Origin of the sequence: Bifidobacterium sp. UTCIF-39, from assembly GCF_006408715.1 — a bacterium.
Taxonomy (GTDB): domain Bacteria; phylum Actinomycetota; class Actinomycetes; order Actinomycetales; family Bifidobacteriaceae; genus Galliscardovia; species Galliscardovia tissieri.
The window spans coordinates 80,060-102,252 of record NZ_JEOG01000001.1 but is presented as its reverse complement, the minus strand read 5'-3'; the positions used below and the strand labels follow the sequence as shown (position 1 = coordinate 102,252).

General features: G+C 61.9%; 16 protein-coding genes and 1 tRNA gene. 5 read left to right on the top strand and 12 right to left on the bottom strand.

Annotation, left to right across the window (positions count from 1 at the left end):
* Positions 1–289: 289 nt before the first annotated feature.
* The 5 genes from EP30_RS00395 to EP30_RS00375 form a co-directional block, all read right to left on the bottom strand.
* On the bottom strand, positions 290–2,545 hold the full coding sequence (locus EP30_RS00395; protein ID WP_140555170.1) for a glycoside hydrolase family 3 protein: 2,256 nt from the start codon (positions 2,543–2,545) through the stop codon (positions 290–292).
* 713 nt (positions 2,546–3,258) lie between these two features.
* Positions 3,259–4,182 carry a transcription termination/antitermination protein NusG gene (gene nusG / locus EP30_RS00390; protein WP_140555168.1) on the bottom strand — a complete coding sequence of 308 codons (924 nt, stop codon included), beginning with the start codon at positions 4,180–4,182 and terminating at the stop codon, positions 3,259–3,261.
* A 90-nt stretch (positions 4,183–4,272) separates the two neighbouring features.
* Positions 4,273–4,503: a preprotein translocase subunit SecE gene (gene secE / locus EP30_RS00385; RefSeq protein WP_094662194.1), complete on the bottom strand. Its 231-nt coding sequence runs from the start codon at positions 4,501–4,503 to the stop codon at positions 4,273–4,275.
* A 41-nt stretch (positions 4,504–4,544) separates the two neighbouring features.
* Positions 4,545–4,617 (bottom strand) — tRNA-Trp (locus tag EP30_RS00380).
* Positions 4,618–5,318: 701 nt separating this feature from the next.
* On the bottom strand, positions 5,319–6,536 hold the full coding sequence (locus tag EP30_RS00375) for a pyridoxal phosphate-dependent aminotransferase (RefSeq protein ID WP_140555165.1): 1,218 nt from the start codon (positions 6,534–6,536) through the stop codon (positions 5,319–5,321).
* 165 nt (positions 6,537–6,701) lie between these two features.
* Here EP30_RS00375 and EP30_RS00370 point away from each other — a divergent pair, with 165 nt between their 5' ends.
* Together EP30_RS00370 and EP30_RS00365 are read left to right on the top strand one after the other, a co-directional pair.
* On the top strand, positions 6,702–7,928 hold the full coding sequence (locus EP30_RS00370; protein WP_219846779.1) for a polysaccharide deacetylase family protein: 1,227 nt from the start codon (positions 6,702–6,704) through the stop codon (positions 7,926–7,928).
* Between the two features lie 1,030 nt (positions 7,929–8,958).
* On the top strand, positions 8,959–9,102 hold the full coding sequence (locus EP30_RS00365; RefSeq protein ID WP_140555163.1) for a transposase: 144 nt from the start codon (positions 8,959–8,961) through the stop codon (positions 9,100–9,102).
* Positions 9,103–9,702: 600 nt separating this feature from the next.
* On the opposite strand, the gene EP30_RS00360 is transcribed toward EP30_RS00365, so the two are convergent.
* The 3 genes from EP30_RS00360 to rhmD all read right to left on the bottom strand — a co-directional run bounded on the left by EP30_RS00360 (position 9,703) and on the right by rhmD (position 12,844).
* Positions 9,703–10,521, bottom strand: coding sequence for an IclR family transcriptional regulator (locus tag EP30_RS00360; protein ID WP_094662189.1), 819 nt, complete (start codon positions 10,519–10,521; stop codon positions 9,703–9,705).
* Between the two features lie 165 nt (positions 10,522–10,686).
* Complete coding sequence (locus tag EP30_RS00355) at positions 10,687–11,451, bottom strand: HpcH/HpaI aldolase/citrate lyase family protein (protein WP_094662187.1); 765 nt, start codon at positions 11,449–11,451, stop codon at positions 10,687–10,689.
* A gap of 166 nt (positions 11,452–11,617) precedes the next feature.
* Positions 11,618–12,844 (bottom strand): L-rhamnonate dehydratase, encoded by a 1,227-nt coding sequence (gene rhmD, locus EP30_RS00350; RefSeq protein ID WP_211279413.1) that lies wholly within the window; start codon positions 12,842–12,844, stop codon positions 11,618–11,620.
* Positions 12,845–13,244: 400 nt separating this feature from the next.
* On the opposite strand from rhmD, the gene EP30_RS00345 reads away from it, so the two are divergent.
* The 3 genes from EP30_RS00345 to EP30_RS00335 all read left to right on the top strand — a co-directional run bounded on the left by EP30_RS00345 (position 13,245) and on the right by EP30_RS00335 (position 17,001).
* Entirely contained in the window at positions 13,245–14,570 is a 1,326-nt protein-coding gene (locus EP30_RS00345) for an MFS transporter (RefSeq protein ID WP_140555161.1), read from the top strand.
* 405 nt (positions 14,571–14,975) lie between these two features.
* Complete coding sequence (locus EP30_RS00340; RefSeq protein WP_094662181.1) at positions 14,976–15,773, top strand: SDR family NAD(P)-dependent oxidoreductase; 798 nt, start codon at positions 14,976–14,978, stop codon at positions 15,771–15,773.
* A 256-nt stretch (positions 15,774–16,029) separates the two neighbouring features.
* The gene (locus tag EP30_RS00335; RefSeq protein ID WP_140555158.1) at positions 16,030–17,001 is read left to right on the top strand and encodes an amidohydrolase; all 972 of its coding nucleotides are present in this window, start codon (positions 16,030–16,032) and stop codon (positions 16,999–17,001) included.
* 50 nt (positions 17,002–17,051) lie between these two features.
* Here EP30_RS00335 and EP30_RS00330 read toward each other — a convergent pair whose 3' ends face one another.
* The 4 genes from EP30_RS00330 to rpmA all read right to left on the bottom strand — a co-directional run bounded on the left by EP30_RS00330 (position 17,052) and on the right by rpmA (position 22,173).
* A complete protein-coding gene (locus EP30_RS00330) occupies positions 17,052–18,464 on the bottom strand; it encodes an MFS transporter (protein ID WP_181160717.1) in 1,413 nt (470 codons plus the stop codon).
* Between the two features lie 276 nt (positions 18,465–18,740).
* Complete coding sequence (gene proB, locus EP30_RS00325; RefSeq protein WP_140555151.1) at positions 18,741–19,874, bottom strand: glutamate 5-kinase; 1,134 nt, start codon at positions 19,872–19,874, stop codon at positions 18,741–18,743.
* Between the two features lie 44 nt (positions 19,875–19,918).
* Positions 19,919–21,664, bottom strand: coding sequence for a GTPase ObgE (obgE, locus tag EP30_RS00320; RefSeq protein WP_140555149.1), 1,746 nt, complete (start codon positions 21,662–21,664; stop codon positions 19,919–19,921).
* Between the two features lie 257 nt (positions 21,665–21,921).
* Positions 21,922–22,173, bottom strand: a complete 252-nt coding sequence (rpmA, locus tag EP30_RS00315; protein WP_094662171.1) for a 50S ribosomal protein L27 — start codon at positions 22,171–22,173, stop codon at positions 21,922–21,924.
* Positions 22,174–22,193: the final 20 nt, after the last annotated feature.

The window sequence follows — 22,193 nt, the reverse complement described above, 5'->3', positions numbered from 1 at the left end:
AGCGAATCCATGCAAAACCGCGGAGGTTTTCCTCCCGCAACCGATTATTGCTGTGCTGTGCTAGCGGGATAAACCCTCCAGACACAAGCTTTCCTATTTTGCACGATGTCGTGGACAATCGCGGTCGGTGTCGTCGCGCATGCCATCCGCATACCAACGGGCCGCGCCCCGCACGATCCAGCGGATCGATGACGAGACGCGGCCCGATAGCGATTATCGACGCAATTCAGTACGTTCAGTGCGACTCAGTACGTTCAGTACCGCATCACTCAGTGCGACTCAGTACAACTCAGTACCGCAGACCGAATCCGTACTCGTAGTAGTTGCCCTCGGCGTCGCGGTACGCATACGCCTTGCCGTTCTCGTCCTTCATCGACTCGGACATGTACTTGTCCTTGTCGTATCCGGGCACGTCGTTGGGGCTCACGCACACGCCGTCCGCGTTCACGGCGATCACCGAATCGTCCTTGGGCAGGGTGATCGGCAGGCAGCCGACCGCCGGATGACGGCCGACGATCACATCCACGCACGCCTTGGTGTACGTGTCGTAGCCAGCCACGAGCGCGTCGACATGGCGCTCGATATTGCCCGGCATCCAGGCGAGCGACACGTTGAGAGAGGCGATCACCTTGCCGCCATGCGCGTGCACGGCGTCGGCGATCTCAGCGATGCGGCCCACGCCGTACAGCGTGGTCTCCTCATGCGTGCCCTCGGAGGACGGACGCCCCTCCGGATCGGTGTCGCACACAGTCTTGTTCTCGCATACGTCGATCTCAAGATAACCCTTGGTGGCGCTGAAGTAGTTGCCAGATCGCGGATCGGCATACAGCAGCGCGTAATCGGCGGCCGCGGGATCGTCGGTGAGCGTCAGGCCGAAATCGGACTCCAGCATGGCGTGCAGCGAGGCGGTGCTCTTCTCGCCGGTCTCCTTGTCCTTGCCGAACGCCTCGGCGTACACGAGCCTGCCGTCGGTCTTCTCCGCGTCGATCGGCAGCGTGCGATCGGCGTTCTTCAGCAGGGTCACCGAGTCGCAGTGCACCTCGTAGGCCTCGTCCCAGTCGCCCGGCGTGGCGACCACGGATTCGGCAACGGACGGATCGCGATACGGGTTGTCGAACAGGCCGAGTGTGAACTTCTCGGTCAGCGTACGCGTGACGGCGCGGTCGAGCGCCTCGTCGCCAAGCGTCACCTGTTCGCGCGTGTAGCCCTCCGGCACGTCGTGCGTGTCGTAGTAGTCGTTGTGCGCACGCTCGTACGCTTCCTTCGCCTCGGTGACGCTGAACGCGCCGGAGATCACGTCGACGCCGTTGTTGATGGCGAGCGCCACGCGTTCGGGCACGGACAGGTCCTCCACGCCCCACGCCATCATGTGCGTGATGCCGGAGTCGGAGTTGACGTAGCCCTTGAATCCCATCTGGCCGCGCAGCAGTCGCTGGATGAAGAACTCGTTGAATGCGAATCCGACGGGCTGCCAGTCGATCGGCTTGCCGTTGAGATCGTACTGTTCGGCGCTTTTCGCCTTGCTCGGCTTGGCGTAGTACGGCATGATCGACGCCGCGTTGCGAGCGACGGCCACCTTGAACGCGGGAAGATGATATGTTTCGAGGCTGTTCTCGGTCTGGTACACGTTCCACTGGCCTTCGGCGTAGTGCGGGTCGAAGCCGTTTTCGCGCGCACCGCCGCCCGGGAAATGCTTGACGGTCATGGCCACGCCGTCGCGGGTGAGCTCGTCGCCACCTTGGACGGCGGGGATGAGGTGGTCGAAGATGTCACTGTTGAGCTTCGGGTTTTCGCTGAACGTGCCGTAGGTGCGCTGCCAGCGCGGGTCGGTCATGGTGTCGGCCATGTACATGTAGCCCTTTTTCATGCCGACGGCGTCCCATTCGCGACGGATGACGTTGCCGAAACGGTCGATCACGCCCATGTCGCCGGTGCCGATCACCGCCGCCGCGATGCCAAGTGTTCCCGGCCAGGTGGCGAACACGCCCTGTGCCTCGTTCATGCCGAACACGGCCTCGCCGTTCTCGTTGCGGGAGTTGCTGAGCACCTGTACCGGCACGCCGTGTTCGGTCTCCTCGGCCACGGCGTTGAGCTGGTTGATCCAGTCGACGAGTTCGCGTGTGGTGGGGTTGGCGCGCAGGATCAGGTTGCGCAGTTTGAGCGTCTGCAGCGAGTACTTGGTGCCCCATGTTTTTTCGGCGCTGAAGATGGAGTCGGCCTCTTCCACGATCTGTTCGCTGAGCAGACCGGTTTCGTCGCGCTGTTCGCCATCCTTGAGTTCCTGACCCATGCGCCACGAGTTGGTGAAGATCATGCCGATCTTCTCATCGACGGTGAGTTCCTTGACAAGCGATGCGGCGCGTTCGGCCGGCGACTTGCGCCAGTCCTTGTAGTCGTCGAGTTTGCCGGAGCCGTCGAGATCCTTGAAATACAGGCCGTCCTGTTCGATGACGGGCTTGCTGACGACGCCGATGGTGGGGCCGTCCTGGTTGTCGTAGTACTTGACGATGTCGCTTGCTTTCGTGGTCGCGGTGGTGGTGGTCATTGGTCGTCCATCCTTTCGAGGAGCCGGCACCCCCATTGGTGCCGCACTCTTGCCTTCATTCTGCCCGACTTGGTTGGACGACGGTTTTTGTTCCCACAGTTTTCCATGTGCGAATTTGGACCAGCAGCGTGGCATCCCAGCGCTTTGCATGTCGGAATGGGAGGTGTTCGACAACGGGATTGAGCCGATCATGGCTGTGGACTTCACTGATGACGAGTGGGATATCGGATGGTTCAGACTGGCTTGCGTCCTCGGACTGCATCCTCGGACAAAGGCAGATGGAGAGGATCGCGCGCAGTTTCCCGTGATAATCGCGAAATGCATGTCCTATCTGCAAGTTCTGTGCGGATTCCCGGATCCTGCGGACACCTATCTGCGAGTTCTGTGCGCCCTAGAACGGAAACGCGAAGTATGATGCGCGGAATTCCAACGTTCATACTTGGGATTTCCGGTTTGGAACGCACAGAACTCGAAGATAGATGTCTGCACAAGGCTCGAATCCGCACAGAACTCGAAGATTGCCGAATAATTGCAGTGCATGCACGGCAATAAGCTCCACAGTCCATCTAAGGAGCGGGCATGATCATCCCCTGACCTCCGGCGTCCGGGGACAAGCTTTATGGTTTAGCTGCCATCCTGCGTTCTTTAGCAAACGAAAAAGCCGCTCCGAAGAGCGGCTTGACGTTAATGCGCGATGATGCGCTTGGCGGCGACTATTCGACTACCTTTTCCACCTGGTTGAAGTCGAGTTCCATCGGCGTATCGCGACCGAAGATGGACACCAGCACGGTGAGCTTCTGCGTGGCGGGCGACACCTCGGAGATCACACCGGACATACTGGCGAACGGGCCGCTGTTCACAGTGACGGTCTCGCCGACCTTGTAGATAACCTCGACGGTGCGCTTGCGTGCGGCGGCGGGCTTGTCGCCGGCGGCCTTAAGTGCCTCGGAAGCGATCATCGGGGCCATCATGGAGACGACCTCCTTGCGGGTGAGCGGCGCCGGATCCTTGGTCGGGCCCACAAAGCCGGTGACGGCCTCGGTCTCACGGACGATGCGACGGGCTTCCTCGTCGGCGGTCATACGAATGAGCACGTAACCGGGGATCAGCACCTCGGTGGCGACCTTCTTGCCCTTGGCGGTGTGCTTCTCCACCTCGTGCATCGGGATCTCGCACTGGAAGATCTGATCCTCCAGCCCGAACGACGCCACACGGGACTCGATGTTGGCCTTCACGCGCTTCTCGTAGCCGGAGTAGGTGTGCAGCACGTACCACTTGCCGGGCAGAGTACGCAGTTCACGCTCGTACGCCTTGACGGCACGCTCGCCGGGGTCGTCGTCCGTCTCGGAGTCGGACTCGGAGTCGGATTCGGCGGCCGCAGCGGAATCATCCTCGGCGGCGTCGGCGTCATCAGCGACAGTGTCATCAGCGTCTTCGACAGTGTCGTCAGCCGATTCAGCCTCAGCATCAACGGATTCGGCGTCATCAGCGGCAACGTCTTCAGTGGCATCCACAGCGTCGTCGGCAGCAGCCTCGACGGGGTTCTCGACAACGTTCTCCGTCTCGTCGGCGTTCTCGACGGGTTCGGTCGCGGGGACCTCGACGGCCTCGTCGTTCACATCAAGTTCATCAGTCATAACAGGCATCCTTTAGAAATTCAAGAATTCAGTATGATATCCAGCGTCGATTCTACAGAAGCCGCGAACGATACGCGATACGACGATGAATCAGCCGAAGATGAGCATTACGAGCTTGCCCAGTCCGAAATCAAGGCCGGTGACAAAAAGCATCAGGAAGATGACGAAAATGAACACGGCAATGGACCAGAGCACCAGTTCCTTGCGGGTGGGGGTAACGACCTTGCGGAGCTCGTCAATGATCTGCTTGATGAACAGGCCGATACGCATGAAGACGTTTGGCTTCACCACGTTCTCTTCAGCGTTAGATTTCTTAGCCATGACCACCCTCACTGGTTTATGCAACCGTTGTTCATCTCTAGCAGGGAAGGCGGGACTCGAACCCACAACCTACGGTTTTGGAGACCGTTGCGCTACCAATTGCGCCACTTCCCTAGGTAACCTCGCCTATCATACACACACCCGCGAACGAGAGGTGTTAGGCAGGCGGCGAACCGCCAAGAGGTCATAGTAGCGGCTTTTGCCAATGAAGTCCAGCCACCACGGGTTTTTTATGAGAAACCGAAGAAAATAACGGCGAGTCGCGCGCCTGCCCGCACGATTCATCCCCTGCAAACGGTCATGATTATCGCGCCAAACGGTCATGATTATCGCGCGGCCATCATCATGGGACTGTCACCGTGTGGCCATCATGCGATCACCGCGTGTCGCATGCCATCGCGACGTCACACGGACCAGGTTACGTCACACGGACCGCCAGCACCACGTGACACTAGCTCAAGATCGTTGAAATTGCAACGTTTCCACACGCCCATCACGTGGGCCGGCCGGACCACGTGACGCGACCCGACCCACGTGACGGGGATTTGAACCATCCAAGCGCGCCACGTGACGCGACCCGCCCCTTGTGACGCACTGCAGATCGCCCGAACCAGACAACCGCCGAACGACCATCCAAGACAAGCAGCCCAAGCCAAGCGTTACGTGGGCCGTCCGCGCCACGTAACGCCAGTTCAGGATCGTTGAAATTACAACGTTTTTGCAGGCCCGTTACGTGGGCCGCGCGGCCCACGTAACGCCGCACGGCCCACGTGACGGGGAACTGACGATCAGCGACCCGCAAGGCAGGATAAGATTCAGGCGGCGACCCAATCCTGGAAGCGCTTCATGCCCTCGGCGAGCTGATCGTCGGCCAGAGCGTAGGAGAAGCGCAGATAACCAGGGGCCCCGAACGCCTCGCCCGGAACCGCGGCGATGTGAGCTTCGTCAAGCAGCAGCGCGGCCAGCTCGGACGACGTGGCGGGCACGGATCCGTTGGGGCCGAGCGGCTTGCCCAGCAGCGCCTCCACGTTCGGGAACGCGTAGAACGCACCGGTGGGCGTCGGGCAGTCCACGCCGGGGATCTCGTTAAGTGCGGCCACGATGGCACGGCGACGCTTGTCGAACGCTTCACGCATCACATGCACCTCGTCGAGCGGACCTGCCACGGCGGCGAGCGCGGCACGCTGCGACACGTTCGCCACGTTGGACGTCATGTGTCCGGAGAGCTTGGCGGCGGCCTTGGCCACGGGTTCGGGGGCGATGAGCCAGCCGACGCGCCAACCGGTCATGGCATAGGTCTTGGCCACGCCGTTGAGCACGATGAGCTGGTCGCGCACCTCGGGAACCACGGCACCCACATAGGTGGTCTTCGCATCGTCGTAGTTGAGGTGCTCGTAGATCTCGTCGGAGATGACCCACAGGTGGTTGGCCACGGCCCATTCGCCGATGGCGCGCACGGTCTCCTCCGGCCACACCGCTCCGGTGGGGTTGGACGGGGAGTTCAGCACGATGGCCTTGGTGCGCTCGGTGCGGGCGGCCTCGAGCTGGGCCACGGTGGGCGTGAAGTTCTGGTCGGAGCCGGAGAACACCTCGACGGGCTTGCCGCCGGCCAGCTTGACGACCTCGGGGTACGACGTCCAGAACGGAGCGGGGATGATCACCTCGTCGCCGTCGTTGAGCAGCACCTGGAACGTCTCGTAGACGGCCTGCTTGCCACCGTTGGTCACCACCACCTGCGAGGGCTCCACGACGTAGCCGGAGTCACGCAGCGTCTTGTCGGCAATGGCCTGACGCAGCTCGGGCAGGCCGGCCGTGGGCGTGTAGCGATGGTTCTTCGGATCGCGGCACGCGTCGGCGGCCACGTTCACGATGTAATCAGGAGTAGGGAAATTCGGCTCGCCGGCGCCGAATCCGATCACGTCCACGCCCGCGGCCTTGAGGGCCTTGGCCTTGCCGTCCACCGCGAGGGTGGCGGAGGGGGAAACGGAGTTGATTCGGTCGCTAAGGGTCTGCCATGCTTCGAGTTCAGCCATGGTTTCCAGCCTATAACCAGACGGCGAAAAACAACAGACCGAATCCAAATCAGCCGAACCCGAATCAGCCCTGCGACCGATTCGTTCAATATCGGCATCGTTCTAAGCTGTAATCATCAACGATGCAGAGAGATCGAGAAACCAAGAGAAGTCAGGGAGACGCTGATGGCCAGCCGTCGGAATCGAAATGAAAACCGATATGAAAATCGAAATAACAATCGCAGTGAAAGCCCGCAGCATGCGAATGCGATCGGCCGTCATGCCGGCGCGCGAAGCCGTACCGCGTCGTTGGTGATTCTCATCGTGGCGGCGTTGGTCGTCGTGCTGGGCGTGGCGATGGGCGTGAATGCGCTGCGTTCGCAGTCGATGGATTCGATGGGATCGATGAGGACGACCGAGCCGGGCACTGCGACCGCACCGAACTCCTCCATCACCGCACCGGCGAGCAAATCCGCCGTGCCGACCGCCGATCCCGGTGACATCGTGATGGGCGTGAACGGCGACGAGAACACGGTCGTGCTCAAGGGCGAACAGTATCTGGAGGCGGGCGCCCATGCGAGCGAGCCGACGGATGGCATACTCAACGATCGCATTCGCACGTCGGGTTCGGTGGATACGTCGAAGCCCGGCGACTACACGGTCACGTACAGCGTTGCGGATTCGTCCGGTCATATGGCGCACATCGATCGCACGGTGCACGTGGTCGATTCGATGGACAAGCAGTCCGGCGGCGTGCCGGTGCTCATGTATCACTATGTGTATTCGGCGAGCGCCGCACCCGATCATCTTGACGCGAACTATCTGCTGGATTCGAAGCTTGAGGAGCAGCTGAACTATCTGTCGTCGAATGATTTCTACTATCCGTCGTGGCAGGAGGTGGCCGCGTATGTGGCGGGCACGCATTCGCTGCCGAAGCGCAGTGTGGTGCTCACGTTCGACGACGGCGAGGAGGGGTTCCTGCATTATGGCGTACCGTTGCTGGCGAAGTATCGGGTGCCGGCAACGTCGTTCATCATCGCCAGTGATGCGGATGCGTCGCAGAAGGTGGTGGCGAATGCGAATGAGTTCGTGCAGTTCCAGTCGCATTCGTTTGACATGCATCGTGCGGGTGGCACGGTGGGTCATGGCGGCAGGATCAGCGCGATGACACATGCGGAGATCGTGGATGATCTGACGAAATCCACGACGATCGTGGGCGCGAATCAGGCGTTCGCGTACCCGTTCGGCGATACGACCGACGATGCCCGTACCGCGGCCCGCGAGGTCGGTTTTCTGTGCGCGTTCACCACGAAGTATGGCCGCGCGAATACCGGCGACGATCCGATGGCACTCCCCCGCGTCCGGGTCAGCGGCGATCAGTCCCTCGCCAGTTTCGAAGCCTCCGTGCAGTGAAACCTCCGTGCGATAAAGACTCCGTGCAGTAAGACCTCCATGCGTCAGTGGGGTGCGAACAGAACGGATTTACCGTCGCTCACGTTCCTATAGCGTTTATGGCGTCCGCAATCATGATCGCGACTTTCACGGCTTTGGATTTCAGGACTTCAATCTGCTCGCGGCAGCAGGTTGAACACGACAGGCAGATGAATCCAGTCACGCTTTCACGCCTTCATCCACATCCACGGCTTCGGCAACTTCCACGCGGTAAGTGACTGCGGATGTTCGCGACAGACCACTTCCGCCAATGCGGAGCCGATGTTTTCGGAAGAAGAACTCCGATATGCTCGCGTTGCTTCGCGAGTCAACGAGTAGACGAACCGAAAGTACGGAGTGGCATGACCCCGCACAACACCGAACCATATTCCATGATTCCGAATCGCGCGACCCCACAGACGGGTCGACAGGTGTTGGCGCGGCGCGCCCCGACAATGAGCATTGGTGGGATGGCAGCGGGACTCCAAGCTGTTCGTGTGGCAGAGGCGGTCCGCGGCACAGGCGGCTCGTGTGGCAGAGGCGGTCCGCGGCACAGGCGGCTCGTGTGGCAGAGGCGGTCCGCGGCACAGGCGGCTCGCGGCAGAGAATGCGCAAAAGGGATATTTCTCCGTTCTCTGCCACGGCTGTTGGCAGAGAATACAAATACTGGATGATTCATCATTCCCTGCCATAAATCGTGGCAGAGAAGTCGATATTTCAGCAAAATGACATTCTCTGCCACACAGTCATGGCAGAGAACGCAGATTCGTCATTATTATTCGTTCCCTGCCACGGATCCATCAGGGACTAGTCCCACTGCTATCCAAATCCAATGCAGCAGTACCGAATATTGGACTTCCTTATATCCATGACCAGTCGTAGAGGGAAATTATCGTGGCAGAGAATGACCAAAAAGCATAATTCCGTATTCTCTGCCACAGTCGCTGGCAGAGAACGACGATACAGCCCAATTCATCATTCTCTGCCACGACGAGGCCGCCCTATTGCGCCAATGCCACGCGCCCCGTCCGGCATCCCCGGGTTCGTGCTCGGCGAAAAGATCGACCGACGCCGCTACGACATCATCACGACCATCCGCAGCGGACTGCACAACGCCAGACTCGATGCCGTGAACAACACCATCAAAATTGGCTAGGAACCGTTAGACCACAGTGTGCATTTGTTCTGAGTAATCGCGGTGTCCCAAGTGTCCCAAGTGTCCCAAGTGCGATATCCGAGGAAAACTCGGTACGGGCCGGTTCCCTATCAGGACAGACATCATTATTTCGACTATTCCGAGGTAATTCACTGTCGTTAGTTGGAGTGCGCTCCGGTTGAGCACAATTTGGCCTAACACAACCAACACCCGCACAAACACCAGAGCCATTGCCCAACAAATCGCGGACGCAATGCCCTCGGGAAGATCACAGAACTCCAGCCAGCTCAGGACCACCGCCTGACTTCTCAAAGCCCCAACCCCGGTAAACCCAAAATCCCTCACGCACCTCCCCAAGGAAACCGAAGGACCTCATCCCGACAAGGCCGAAATCCCCCACACAGCCTCCCAAGGAAACCGAAGGGCACAACCCCAACGAGCCCAAACTCACCCACTAGTCCTCCCAAGGAAACCGAAGGACCTAGTGATCCGGCGCAGGACGCGCGCGGATTCCGTTCGGCGGCAGACTCGACGTATTGATATACGCCTTCGTCTACCGCCGGACGGAAGACGCGCCGCCTCCGCCGGATCACTCCCGGATCACTCGATGGAGTCGTTCTTGGAGGTGTTATACCCCAGCTCCGCGCTGATGCGGCTGGCAGCGTCGACCACGAGCGGCCCGAGGGCTTTCATGCGCTTGGGCGGCATGAAGGGAAGGGCGGCGGAGACGGAGATGGCGGCGACGATTTCACCACGGCCGTCACGGACGGGGGCGGAGACGCAGCGCACGCCGGGCTCGTTTTCCTCGAGGTCGTAGGCGAAGCCCTGTTCGGCGAATTTGGCCATGGCGGAGGCGAAGGCGGATTCGTCGGCGTAGTCGTGCTCGGGGTCACGACCGGTGAGGTTGCGGTCCTGGACGTACTGGCTGCGCCAGCGTTTGGGCGAGTCGAGGAGGAGGGCCTTGCCGATGCCGGTGTAGGTCAATGGCATGCGGGCACCGATCCAGGAGCGGATTTCGATGCCGCGGGTGCCGTGGATCTTGTCGAGGTAGAGGGCCATGCCGGAGTCCTCGACGGCGAGGTGCACGGTGTCCTTGGCCTGCTGGGCGAGGTCGACGAGGATGGGATGCGCGATGGATTGGAGGGAGACGCTGTCGAGGGCCTGGAATCCCAGTTCGATGAGGGCGGGGCCGAGTTGCAGACCGCCGTCGGTGTTTTCGCGGAGGAATCGTTCGACGCGCAACGCTTGAATGAGACGATGAGCGGTGCTGCGACTGAGTCCGGTGGCGTCGACCACCGCGCGCAGTGAGGTGGCACCGGCCGCCACGGCCCGAATGACCATGATGCCGTGGATCAGTGTGCGGGTGCCGGATGGGGCTGCGGCTTGCGCGTCGGTGCGCACTGCATTGTTCTCTACCATATCGTTCAACCTTAGTCGATGGGCGTTGGACGCCGTTGTTGAATATCACGCGAAAGCGCTGAAATACGTCAGGCCGCCCACCCAGAGGAGCAGGCGGCCTGACGGTCAGCAACAGCGGAAGGAAAGCCTTTCAACCCGTGGTCGGCGTTCACCCTTGCCCGGCGTTCAGCCCTTGTATTGGGCGATGTCGTTGGTAAGCGCGCGCACGTAGAGGTCGGTGTCGCCGGCGACGGCCACGAAGGTGGCACCCCACTCGTAGAACTTCTCCACGGTCGGACGGTCGAAGGCGAGGGAGCCGATGGCCTTGCCGTGCGCCTTGATCACGTCGAACGCGTGGTGGATCTGATCCATGATGGCGGCGGCATCGTCCGGGTGGCCGAGCGATGCGGACAGGTCGGCGGGTCCGATGAAGATGCCGTCGATGCCGTCGACGGATGCGATGCCGTCGATGTTGTCGAGCGCTTCCTGGGATTCGACCTGGACGAGCAGACAAATCTCGTTCTTGGCGTCACGCATGTAGTGGGGGATGCGTCCCCAGCGGCCGGAACGCGCGATCGGGGAGCCGACGCCGCGGATGCCTTCGGGCGCGTAGTTCACGGCCTTGACCATGAGCTCCGCCTCATCCTTGGTGTTGACCATGGGCAGCAGCAGCGTCTGTGCACCGAGGTCGAGCACCTGCTTGATGAGCACGGGGTCGGCGGCGGCGGGACGCACGATGGGCGTGGTGTCATAGGGGGCGACGGCGCGCAGCACGTCGAGGATGGTGTTGAGATCGTACGGACCGTGCTCGCCGTCGACGAGCATCCAATCGTAGCCGGCGTCGGCGGAGATCTCGGCGATGGTCGGCGATGCTGAGGCCATCCACAGACCGTACTGCGGCTTGCCTTCCTTGATCGCCTGCTTGAACGCATTGTGAGGTAGTGATGTCATTGAAAGTCCTTGTACGTGTGTGCCGTAGCCCATCGGTCTCCTTTGGCGTCGGTCGTGCGGCAGAACAACGGATGCACACGGCACCGTTGCGAAGTGGTGGACGGTTGGAATGTGCGAGGGTGACCGGTCGCGTATTTCACACAACCGGTCACCCTCCATGATTGGATCAGTGCTCGAACGGACGCTCGAGCGGGCATTCGCGGTTGAGTTCGACGCCGAATCCGGGCTTGTCGAGTTCCTCCGCGGTGATGATGCCGTCGTGCGGTACCGGCTCGTCGATCAGGACGGGGTCGAACTGCGGACGGACGTAGTCGGCATGCGGCGAGGTCATGAGCATCTCGCTGAACGGCGTGTTGGTGAAGGTGATGACCGCGTGGTGCGAGTACACGGAGGAGCCGTGGGGCACCACGAGCTGGCCGCGGGACTTGGCCACGGCCGCGATCTCGCACAGCGAGGTCACGCCACCGCACCAGCCGACGTCGGGCTGCAGGATGTCCACGCCGGCCTCGGAGAGCTCCTTGAAGCCTTCGAGCGTACCGGTGTGCTCACCGGTGGTCATGAGCATGCCCTTCGGCATGTTCTTCTTGAGTTCACGGTAGGACTCGATCTGCTGGGGCGGGAAGCATTCCTCCAACCACTTCAGCTTGTAGGGGGCTGCGGCGTGCGCCAGCTTGGTGGCGTAGTTGACGTCCTGACTCATCCAGCAGTCGAACATCAGCCAGAAGTTGTCGCCGACACGCTCGCGCATCTCCTTGAGCGTGGCGATGTCCTTGGCGATGCCCTCGTCACCGTCGGCCGGGCCCCAGTGGGTCGGCATCTTGCCGCCGATGAAGCCCATCTTCTGGGCGAGGTCCGGACGGGCGCCGGTGGCGTAGAAGTGGATTTCGTCGCGCACGGCTCCGCCGAGCAGCTTATAGACGGGGAGCTTGACGACCTTGCCGTACAGATCCCACAGGGCGAGGTCCACGCAGGAGATGGTGTTGATCACCACGCCGCCGCCACCGGAGTAGTACTGGGTGGCGTTGAGCATCTGATCGTGGATCAGCTTGATCTGGTCGACGCGCTTGCCTTCGACGAAGCGGGACAGATGGTGTTCGACGATGAAGCAGCCGACGGTGCCGGCGGTGGAGATGGCGAAGCCGGTGGTGCCATCGGACGCCTCGACCTCGACGATGAGTGTGCCGAGCACGTTGATGCCGAAGGACTGACGGGACTGCTTGTACTCGTCGTACTTGCTCATCGGCGTTGCGATGTGATCGTCGATCCAGTGATCCTTGCCCTGATCGTGATAGTCACCGCCGCCCTGGCCGTGCACCTTGGCCGCGGCACCGCCCATGCTGTACGCGCGGATGTGCGTGATCGTGGGCAGCTTCAATGATGGAGCTAATGCCATAATGCCTGTCCTTGTTTCGAATTTGGAGTCGTTCGTAACGCTTCGTTGCATCGATACCGCGATGTCGCGGCGTCGTGAACTGACGACACTCGTCACTGTACCATCCGTGAAATAGTGTCCCTATATTTGGGATTATCGACGATCGTTGATCATATCGTCGGAAAAATCACCATGCGATAGTCACATATCGTCATGAAGGCAAATTTTGGCACTTTTGCCATCGTCAAACCCATCCCAACAGGTGAGATGGCCATCCCAACCCCATACACTGACTACCAGTGCAGTGTTCAACCCCAACGACGGGGTCTCGCACGGTATGGGTCAGCGAAGTCGCCGACCCGAACGCCGCGACCGAACCACGGCACAGGGGAATATCCATCATCGAATTACAGAGGTCGTCATGGCAGACAACACCGTCACCAAGAAGTCAGGCGAGACCCACGAGCTCGCCGCGATCGTGGCACGCACCAGCGCCCGACTCGTTCCGTTCCTGCTGCTGATGTACATGCTGGCGTTCTTCGACCGCACCAACATCAGCTACGCCCAGCAGTCGTATATGGCCGATACCGGCCTGACCGCGCAGGGATACGCACTCGGCTCCGGCCTGTTCTTCGTCATCTACTCGTTCCTTGGCACACCCTGCAACCTGGCGATGCGCAAGGTCGGCGCCCGCAAATGGCTGACCGTCCTCGCCATCCTCTGGGGTATCGTCGGCGCCGGCATGGCGTTCACCCACAACGAGACGCAGTTCCTCATCGTCCGCGTGCTCCTCGGTATCGCCGAAGCCGGCTTCTTCCCTGGCGCCATCTACCTGACCACCCTCTGGTTCCCGAAGGACAAGCAGGACGAGATCCGCGGCCTGTTCTACATGGGCGCGCCGATCGCCATGGTCATCGGATCCCCCGTCTCCGGACTGCTCCTGCAGATGCACGGCATCGCCGGTCTCCCCGGCTGGTGGTGGATGTTCTTCCTCGAAGGCATCGCCGCCGTGGCCGTCGGCATCGCCGCATGGTTCTACCTTGACGACAACCCGCGCACCGCCCGCTTCCTCACCCGCGAGGAAGGCAACATACTCGCCACCGCCATCGAAGAGGAGGAGCGCAACGCCCCGGTCAAAACCGAATCCTCCGTCAAGGGCGCCTTCAAGTCCTGGCGCGTCTGGGTGCTGTCCATCGTCTACTTCCTCATCCAGGTTGGCGTCTACGGCATCACCTTCTTCCTGCCCACCCAGGTCTCCGGACTTGTCGGGCAGAAGGTCGGTCTGACCGTCTCCCTCATCTCCACCATCCCGTGGGTCTGCGCCCTCATCGGCACCTGGCTGCTGCCCAAGTGGTCCGCCAAGGCCGGTCACCATCACATCTTCGTGGCCGTCATCCTCCTCATCACCGGCGTTTCCATCGCGGCCTCCGCATTCGCATCCCCGCTCGTCGCGATCATCTGCCTCTGCTTCGCCGCCACCGGCGTCATCGCCAGCCAACCCATCTTCTGGCGCATGCCCACCGAGCTGCTCACCGGAGCCGCGCTCGCCGGCGGCATCGGCATCGTCACCATGCTCGGCGGATTCGGCGGATTCTTCGCACCGAACATCCGCGTCTGGTTCGACATGCTCTTCGGCACCCAGGATACCGGCGAAGGCGGTCTCGTCGCCCTCGGCGTCTTCGTCCTCGTCGGCGCACTGCTCAGCTGGATCGTCGGCATCTCCGAAGGCAAGGGCAAGGACGTCTGATCCGCTCACCCCGCCACCTCACTGTGGTGCTTATATGACGTACCCATGTGTCATATAAGCACCACAACGCGTTCTGAGTGCTTATTGGACACAGCCATGTGCCGCACAAGCACCGAGGCACGCCCAGAATGCTTATTTGACGCATCCGCGCATCGAACAAGCAGCGCATCATCGCTCTGGTGCTTATGCGTCGCACCCATGCGCCGTATAAGCACCGAAGAGCATCTTCGATGCTTGTCGGGCACACCCACACGTCCGACAAGCACATATCCCGCGACAATTGTCCCATATATAGGGATTGTTGCCCATTTTATCTATACTGGACTATGCAAACGCGTTGACACCGCAGTCGAACACTCAACGGGCATCAGCGACCACAACGGAAATCACAGGAGATTCACCAACATGACCGCGAACACTTACGACTTCACAGGCAAGGTTGTCATCGTCACCGGCGGCGGCACCGGCATCGGACGCGCCATCACCCGCGGATTCCTCGACAACGGCGCCACCGTCGTAGCAGTCGGACTCCGCCCCGGCCCCCTCGAGGAAACCGTCGCCGGCTACGACAACGGCCACACCCACATCACCGATGTTTCCGACCACGCCCAGGTCCACGACCTCGTCCAGGACGTCGTCAACGAATTCGGCCACCTCGACGTCGTCGTCTCCAACGCCGGCATCTTCGAAGGCGGCGAAATCGAAAACGTCTCCGACGAAGTCTGGCACAAGCTCTTCTCCGTCAACATGGACGGCCTCTTCTACCTCACCAAGGAAGCCCTCCCCTACCTCAAGGAGACCAAGGGCAACATCGTCGTCGACACCTCCGTCTCCGGCCTCTACGGCGACTGGGGCCAGACCGCCTACAACTCCACCAAGCACGCCATGAACGGCTTCGTCCGCTGCGTCGCCCTCGACTACGGCCAGTACGGCGTCCGCATCAACGCCTTCGCCCCCGCCTTCATCGAAACCGACATCAACAAGGAAGTCTGGACCGATCCCGAACGCCTCAAGCCCTACATCGACCGCGTCGCCCTCGGACGCACCGGCAAGCCCGAAGACTGCGCCGACCTCGCCCTCTTCCTCGCCTCCCCCGGCGCCTCCTACCTCACCGGTCTCGTCGTCCCCGTCGACGGCGGAACCACCGCAGCGACGGGACAGGGACGGAATAATTACGAAAACGACACCCGCACCGTACTGTGATTTGTGGTGATGGAGTGTCCTCATCGTTGTAGAGGACTTGACGTACTTTTGTACGCCTTCGTCCTCTACGCCTTGAGGACACACGCATCACCACAAATCACCAACCTAGGGTAAGAGGAAACGTCCGCGAGGATGCGGATGGTACAACCCGAACCTGAAACGGCTCCCTCGGCGAGGGGGCTTTTTCATACGCCAAACAAAACAAAACAACTACGTCCGAACGATTCCGAATTCCTGACAATAAGGAGCACAACCAATGACGCTTGGCGAGGACTACCAGCAGCCGGTACCCGGCCGCATGTACACCATTATCCCGGAAACGCCGGAGCACGAAGCCGCACCCCGACCCTTCATCGACACCCACGTGCACCTCATGCACACCAGCCTCTACTCGTGGTTCAACCCATCCAAGCCGCTCACCTTCGAAGGCCCATGGGATCCGCTCTTCCAAGCCGGCGACTACGTGGCCACCGACCTCATCGACGAGGTGCACGGCAGCAACATCAACCTGGTCGGCACCGTGCACGTCCAGGCCAACGCCGACGACCCCATCGCGGAAATCGCCGACGTCGAACAGCAGAGCAAGGAAACCGGACTGCCCGTCATGATCGTCGGCGGCGGCGATCTCTCCTCCCCCGACTTCGCCGCAACACTCGAACGCGAACTCGACTACCCCCATCTACGCGGCATCAGGCAGAACCTCAACATGCATCCCCACCCGCTCTACCAGTACGTCAACATGTCGTACATGGACGATCCGGAATGGCTCAGCGGACTCGACCGACTCGCCGCCCACGACCTCAGCTTCGACATGCAGCTGTACCCCACACAGTTCGCCCGCGCCTGCGAGGTGATCGACGCCCACCCGAACACCCTGTTCATCATCAACCACATGGGCATGTGGGCCGACCGCGACCTCGCTGGATGGCAGCTGTGGAAGGACGGCCTCTATGAGCTCGGCAAACGCGACAACTGCGTGATCAAGATCTCCGGGCAGCCGTCGATGGACCACTACTGGACCATCGAAAGCATCAAGCCCGGCATCTACACGGCACTCGACGCCTTCGGCATCGGCAAAACCATGTTCGCGTCGAACTTCCCCGTCGACAAGCTGCACTGCTCCTACCTCGACCTGGTGCACGCCTACGCGCGCTGCGTGGAGACGCTGTCCCCCGACGAGCAGGACGCGCTGTTCGTCACCAACGCGAAGACCTACTACCGCTTCTGACCCGGGGCACGGTCGACGCCGTTACCGCCATCACCGGCTATCACCGATTGTCACACCTTCCCCGTGGCCGCAGCCGCCACCGTCGCACTCCGCACACGAACCCGGCCAAGCACCACGACCATCCCGCCGAACACGCCGGACAGCAGGGCCACCACCACGAACGCCCACAGCGCCACGGTGATCAGTCCGGGCACCAGCAGCGACGGCAGTGCAAGCGACGCGAAGGCGCACGGAATACGGGCGATACCCAGAATCAGACTCTGCGCCTGCGCCGACACGGCCACGGGAAAAGTCTCCTGAGTCCACACCTTCGCGTTCATCTCGCCCGCGAAGTTGCAGAAGAACTGGAACAGCATCACGGCGACGGCAGTGAACAGCATCGATCCGCCGACGGCCATGATCGCCATGGCCAGCACCTGCGCCAGCGCGCCCACCCAGAACATGCGGTCACGCCACACGCCCTTTGGCACGCGACCGTAGGCCACGCCGCCCAGCACGCACAATACCGCGGCCACGATGCCGATGATCATCGCCTGCGTCTGCGAGGCGTGCTGCGATACGAGCAGGTACGTCTGGAATTGGTTGATCGTGTTGGCCATGAGATTCCACATGACGTAGAACAGTGCGATCACCGCGAACATCACCGCGTACGGGCGGCCGGTCCGCTTGTTGACGGAACGCAGCACGTCGATCATGCCCCTGTTCGTTGCGGCAGCGGGCACGGCACCAGCGTTCGACGTCGATAGTACTGACGACCGCGCCATCGCCCGTTCGCGCTCCGCCGCCTCACGATGCAGTCGGGCGATACGCGGATCGAGCACACGCCACAGCGCGGTCAGCAGGGCGATCGCCGTGAGCACGCCGAATACGATGCGCGCGCCAAGGAATCCCAGCGGGCTGACGATCAGCGCCAGCACGTACGGACAGAGGATGCCCGCCGACCACAGCACCTGCGTGCGACTGACCAGGTGCGTTTTGCGGGTCTCGTCCAGCACGTCATGCGTGATCACGCTGATCGATACGGGCAGGTCGACGCCGACGGCGATGCCGGCCAGACCGATGCCGGCCGCGAGCAGGGCAAAGTTGGGTGCGATGGTGCAGATGGCGAGCGCCACGACGCAGACGACGACGTCGATGGCGAATGTCCGGACCAGACCGAGACGTTGGGCGATGAATCCGCCACAGAATGATCCGATGGCGAAGGCGAAGGTGAGGATGGCGGATACGGCACCCACCTGCGAGGCGTCCAGTTGCAGGCCTTCGCGCCACAATGCCAGTGTGGAGCTGAGGGCGAGGATCGTGCCCGAGCCGAGGAATGAGCCGAGGCCGGCGGCGACGCCCAGAACGCCGTATGCCGTGTCGTTGCTGACGACGTTGTTGCTAACGCTGTTGTTTACGCCGTCGTTGTTTACGCCGTCGTTGCTGACGACGTTGTTCACGTCATTGCCGCTGACGCTGTTCATGATCTGCCTTCCACCAATTGCACCGCTCGCCCCGATTCCGTGTTCGGTTTGAGCCATGGTTCAAAATCGGCATCAGCGTACCACCATCGGGAACTGCATTCCTCTATATGGGACGCAATATTCGATGGATCACATCATGCGGTCGACGTGCGGAATCGTTGCCATTATTGGCCTCGGATGCGTTAGGCGATCGTCGGCGGTCATGATCGACCGGCGAACAAGTGGGATGACGATCCGGCAAAACATGCAAAAATCGCAGTCGATCATACGCGCCGATTACAGCAGCACCAGATCGTCGCGATGGACCAGCGGATGTGCGTACTCGACGCCGAGCAACTTGCGCAGCTGCGAGGTGGTGCGTCCGAGTGTGGCCGGCACCTCCTCCGAATCGAATCCGGAGATGCCCTTGGCCAGTTTGTTGCCGTGTTCGTCGACGATGAGCACCGGATCTCCGGCGGAGAATTCGCCGCGCACGCCCACCACGCCGGCGGACAGCAGCGATGCGCGACCGCCAAGAATCGCCTTGGCGGCACCCTCGTCGGCCACAAGCGTGCCGCGCGGGTCCGCGGCGAATCCGATCCACAGTCGCCGTGACGTGCCACGCTGCTTGATCGGCGCGAACACCGTGCCCACGCGGTCACCCATCAGTGCGGGGCCGGCGTTCGACGCGCTGGTGAGCACGGTGGGGATGCCGGAGACCGCGGCCACGCGCGCCGCCTCGAGCTTGGTGACCATGCCGCCCGTGCCCACGGATGAGCCGGTGCCGCCGATGCGCACGTTCTCCAACGTGTCGAGCACGTTCGGCACGTAGTGGATCTGACGGGCGCCCGGCTCTTTGGGCGGGGCCGTGTACAGGCCGTCCACGTCGGTGAGCAGTACCAGCGCGTCGGCGCGGACGATGTTCGCCACGAGCGCGGACAGGCGGTCGTTGTCGCCGAAGCGGATCTCGTTGCTGGCGAGCGCGTCGTTTTCGTTGACGATCGGCACCACGCCGAGTTCGAGCAGCCGGTTCAGCGTGCGCTGCACGTTGCGGTACTGGGTGGCCTGTACGGTGTCGCGAGCGGTGATGAGGATCTGTCCGACGCGCAGCCCGTAACGGCCGAACGCGGCCTCGTAGTGGCTCATGAGCAGTCCCTGACCCACGGATGCTGCGGCCTGCTGGGTGGCCACGTCGGTCGGGCGCGCGTCGAAGCCGAGCGGTCCGAATCCGGAGGCGATGGCGCCGGAGGAGACGAGCACCACGCGGGCGTCCATGCGCACGGTCTGCGCGATGGCGGTGACGAGTCCGCGCAGTCGCTCCGGGTCAAGATGGCCGGAACTGCCGCTGAGCGAGCTTGATCCCACCTTCACCACGATGGTGTGGGCTTCTGCGATGGCTCGTCTGACTTCGGCTTGTGACTGCGTGGACATATGCGCCTTCTGTTCTGTGTGGTGTGTCTGTGTGGTGTGGGTGACTACTGTTCCGAATCGGTTCGGCTGTCGTCGTTGCCGGCGGCGGTCTCGGTGCTGCCGTTGCCGTCCGCGTTGCCGCCGCTGATGTTCAGACGGTCGATCAGGCTGGTCTTGTCTTCCGGATCGTCGAGCACATTCGGATCGGCCCAGTGGCCGGCGGCGCGTTCGGCCTGCATGGCGGCGCGTACGGCGGCCTTCGCGTCCATCCACTCGTGGTATTCACGACGGCGTTCGGCGTTGGTACGACGACGGGTACGACCGTCGGTCTCCTGCAGTCGCAGATCCTGGCCACGGCTGGCCTGCGGGGTGCCGTCGAGCATCTCTGCACCGGCCGCGATGGTCGGATCCCAGTCGAACGACACGGCATAGTCGCCGCGGCCGATGCGCACCTCGTCGCCGGCGTGGGCACCCATCTTGCGCAGCGAATCCTCCACGCCGAGCCTGGCGAGACGATCGGCGAGGTAGCCGACGGCCTCCTCGTTGTCGAAGTTGGTCTGGCGCACCCAACGTTCGGGCTTGTCTCCGGTCACGGTGAACCAGAATTCGCCGTTGGCGTTCTGTTCGCGCTCGATATTGAAGTCGAAGCCGATGCCGCGTTCGTTGGCACGACGGCGACGACGGGCAGGATCCTCGAGCGGGCGGATGACCACGCGGGCCTCCTCCTCGGCCTTCTCCTGTGCGATCACGCGTTCACGCATCTCGTCGACGATGTCCATAAGGGCGAAGGACAGCTCCTTGAGACCCTCGTGCGACGCAGTGGAGACGATGAACGTCTTGAGTCCGAGCTTTTCGAATTCGGGACGCACGAATTCTGCGAGTTCCTTGGCTTCCGGCACATCCACCTTGTTGAGCACGATGATGCGCGGACGTTCGGCGATCGGGATGGCGCCGAGCGGCAGTTCCAGCTGGTCGGCGTAGATGGAGAGCTCCTTCTCGAGCGCCTCGTAGTCGGCCATCGGGTCGCGGTTCGGTTCGAGCGTGGCGCAGTCGATGACGTGCGCGATCACCTCGGTGCGTTCGATGTGGCGCAGGAACTCGAGGCCGAGTCCCTTGCCCTGGGATGCGCCGGGGATCAGTCCGGGCACGTCGGCCACGGTGAATCGACGGGATCCGGCCATCACCACGCCGAGGTTCGGCACGAGCGTGGTGAACGGATAGTCGGCGATCTTAGGCTTGGCGGCGCTCATCGCCGCGATGAGGCTGGACTTGCCAGCGCTCGGGAAGCCCACAAGCGCCACGTCGGCGATGGACTTGAGCTCGAGCACCAGATCGCGTTCCTCACCGGGTTCGCCAAGCAGGGCGAATCCGGGAGCGCGGCGGGCACGGTTGGCAAGCGAACGGTTGCCCAGACCGCCGGCACCACCTTCGGCGGCCACGAAACGGTCACCGGGACGACGAAGATCGGCGAGCGGCTCGCCGGGCTGCTTCTGTTCGCCTGCACCGCCCTTGGCGGTGAACACCACGGTGCCCACGGGCACGGGCAGGATCATATCCTCGCCGTTGCTGCCGTCCTTGTCGCCACCCAATCCCTGGGTGCCGGAGGGAGCCGCACGATGCGGCAGGAATCGAAAGTCCAACAGACTGGTGGCGTTGGAGTCCGCCACGAAAATCACGGAGCCGCCACGGCCTCCGTCACCGCCGTCGGGACCGGCAAGCGGCTTGTACTTTTCCCTGCGGATCGACGCAGCGCCGTTTCCGCCGTCACCGCCCTTGACATGTACCGTAACTCGATCGACAAAATCACTCATATTGTTCTACCTTACCGATTGGGCTTGAACGCTTTCGCATAGCGAAACCGTCTGCCGTCTGCTGTTCATGGCGTCATCTGACCATTCTGACCATTCTGACCATTCGAACTGCCTCACGCGTGTTCCTCCTCCGCACTGTTCTCCCGATTGACGCCGTTCGGTGTGCAAGGATGCAGGCTAGCTAAGATGCAAAAAGGCCGCGTCCGTGCAAGAAGCACAGAGACGCGGCCTTTGACGTTGCTGATTCAGCGCCGTAATCAGGCGGCGATGACGTCGACGACCTTGCGGTCACGACGGACGCCGAACTTCACGGTGCCGTCGGCCAGGGCGAACAGCGTGTGGTCCTTGCCGAGACCAACGTTGTGGCCCGGGTGGAAGCTCGTGCCGCGCTGGCGAACGATGATGTTGCCGGCGAGGACAGCTTCGCCGCCGAACTTCTTCACACCGAGGTACTGAGGATTCGAATCGCGACCGTTGCGTGAGCTGGACGCACCCTTCTTATGTGCCATTTGACTTATCCTTTCGAGTT

Excerpts from the sequence above, each read along its gene's own strand:
- secE (WP_094662194.1), bottom strand. The coding sequence starts at position 4,503 with ATGGCTAAGAAATCTAACGCTGAAGAGAACGTGGTGAAGCCAAACGTC.
- EP30_RS00375 (WP_140555165.1), bottom strand. The coding sequence starts at position 6,536 with ATGGCTGAACTCGAAGCATGGCAGACCCTTAGCGACCGAATCAACTCC.
- EP30_RS00335 (WP_140555158.1), top strand. The coding sequence starts at position 16,030 with ATGACGCTTGGCGAGGACTACCAGCAGCCGGTACCCGGCCGCATGTAC.
- EP30_RS00365 (WP_140555163.1), top strand. The coding sequence starts at position 8,959 with ATGCCACGCGCCCCGTCCGGCATCCCCGGGTTCGTGCTCGGCGAAAAG.
- EP30_RS00355 (WP_094662187.1), bottom strand. The coding sequence starts at position 11,451 with ATGACATCACTACCTCACAATGCGTTCAAGCAGGCGATCAAGGAAGGC.
- rpmA (WP_094662171.1), bottom strand. The coding sequence starts at position 22,173 with ATGGCACATAAGAAGGGTGCGTCCAGCTCACGCAACGGTCGCGATTCG.
- EP30_RS00395 (WP_140555170.1), bottom strand. The coding sequence starts at position 2,545 with ATGACCACCACCACCGCGACCACGAAAGCAAGCGACATCGTCAAGTAC.
- nusG (WP_140555168.1), bottom strand. The coding sequence starts at position 4,182 with ATGACTGATGAACTTGATGTGAACGACGAGGCCGTCGAGGTCCCCGCG.
- EP30_RS00330 (WP_181160717.1), bottom strand. The coding sequence starts at position 18,464 with ATGAACAGCGTCAGCGGCAATGACGTGAACAACGTCGTCAGCAACGAC.
- EP30_RS00345 (WP_140555161.1), top strand. The coding sequence starts at position 13,245 with ATGGCAGACAACACCGTCACCAAGAAGTCAGGCGAGACCCACGAGCTC.
- EP30_RS00340 (WP_094662181.1), top strand. The coding sequence starts at position 14,976 with ATGACCGCGAACACTTACGACTTCACAGGCAAGGTTGTCATCGTCACC.
- obgE (WP_140555149.1), bottom strand. The coding sequence starts at position 21,664 with ATGAGTGATTTTGTCGATCGAGTTACGGTACATGTCAAGGGCGGTGAC.
- EP30_RS00360 (WP_094662189.1), bottom strand. The coding sequence starts at position 10,521 with ATGGTAGAGAACAATGCAGTGCGCACCGACGCGCAAGCCGCAGCCCCA.
- rhmD (WP_211279413.1), bottom strand. The coding sequence starts at position 12,844 with ATGGCATTAGCTCCATCATTGAAGCTGCCCACGATCACGCACATCCGC.
- EP30_RS00370 (WP_219846779.1), top strand. The coding sequence starts at position 6,702 with ATGGCCAGCCGTCGGAATCGAAATGAAAACCGATATGAAAATCGAAAT.
- proB (WP_140555151.1), bottom strand. The coding sequence starts at position 19,874 with ATGTCCACGCAGTCACAAGCCGAAGTCAGACGAGCCATCGCAGAAGCC.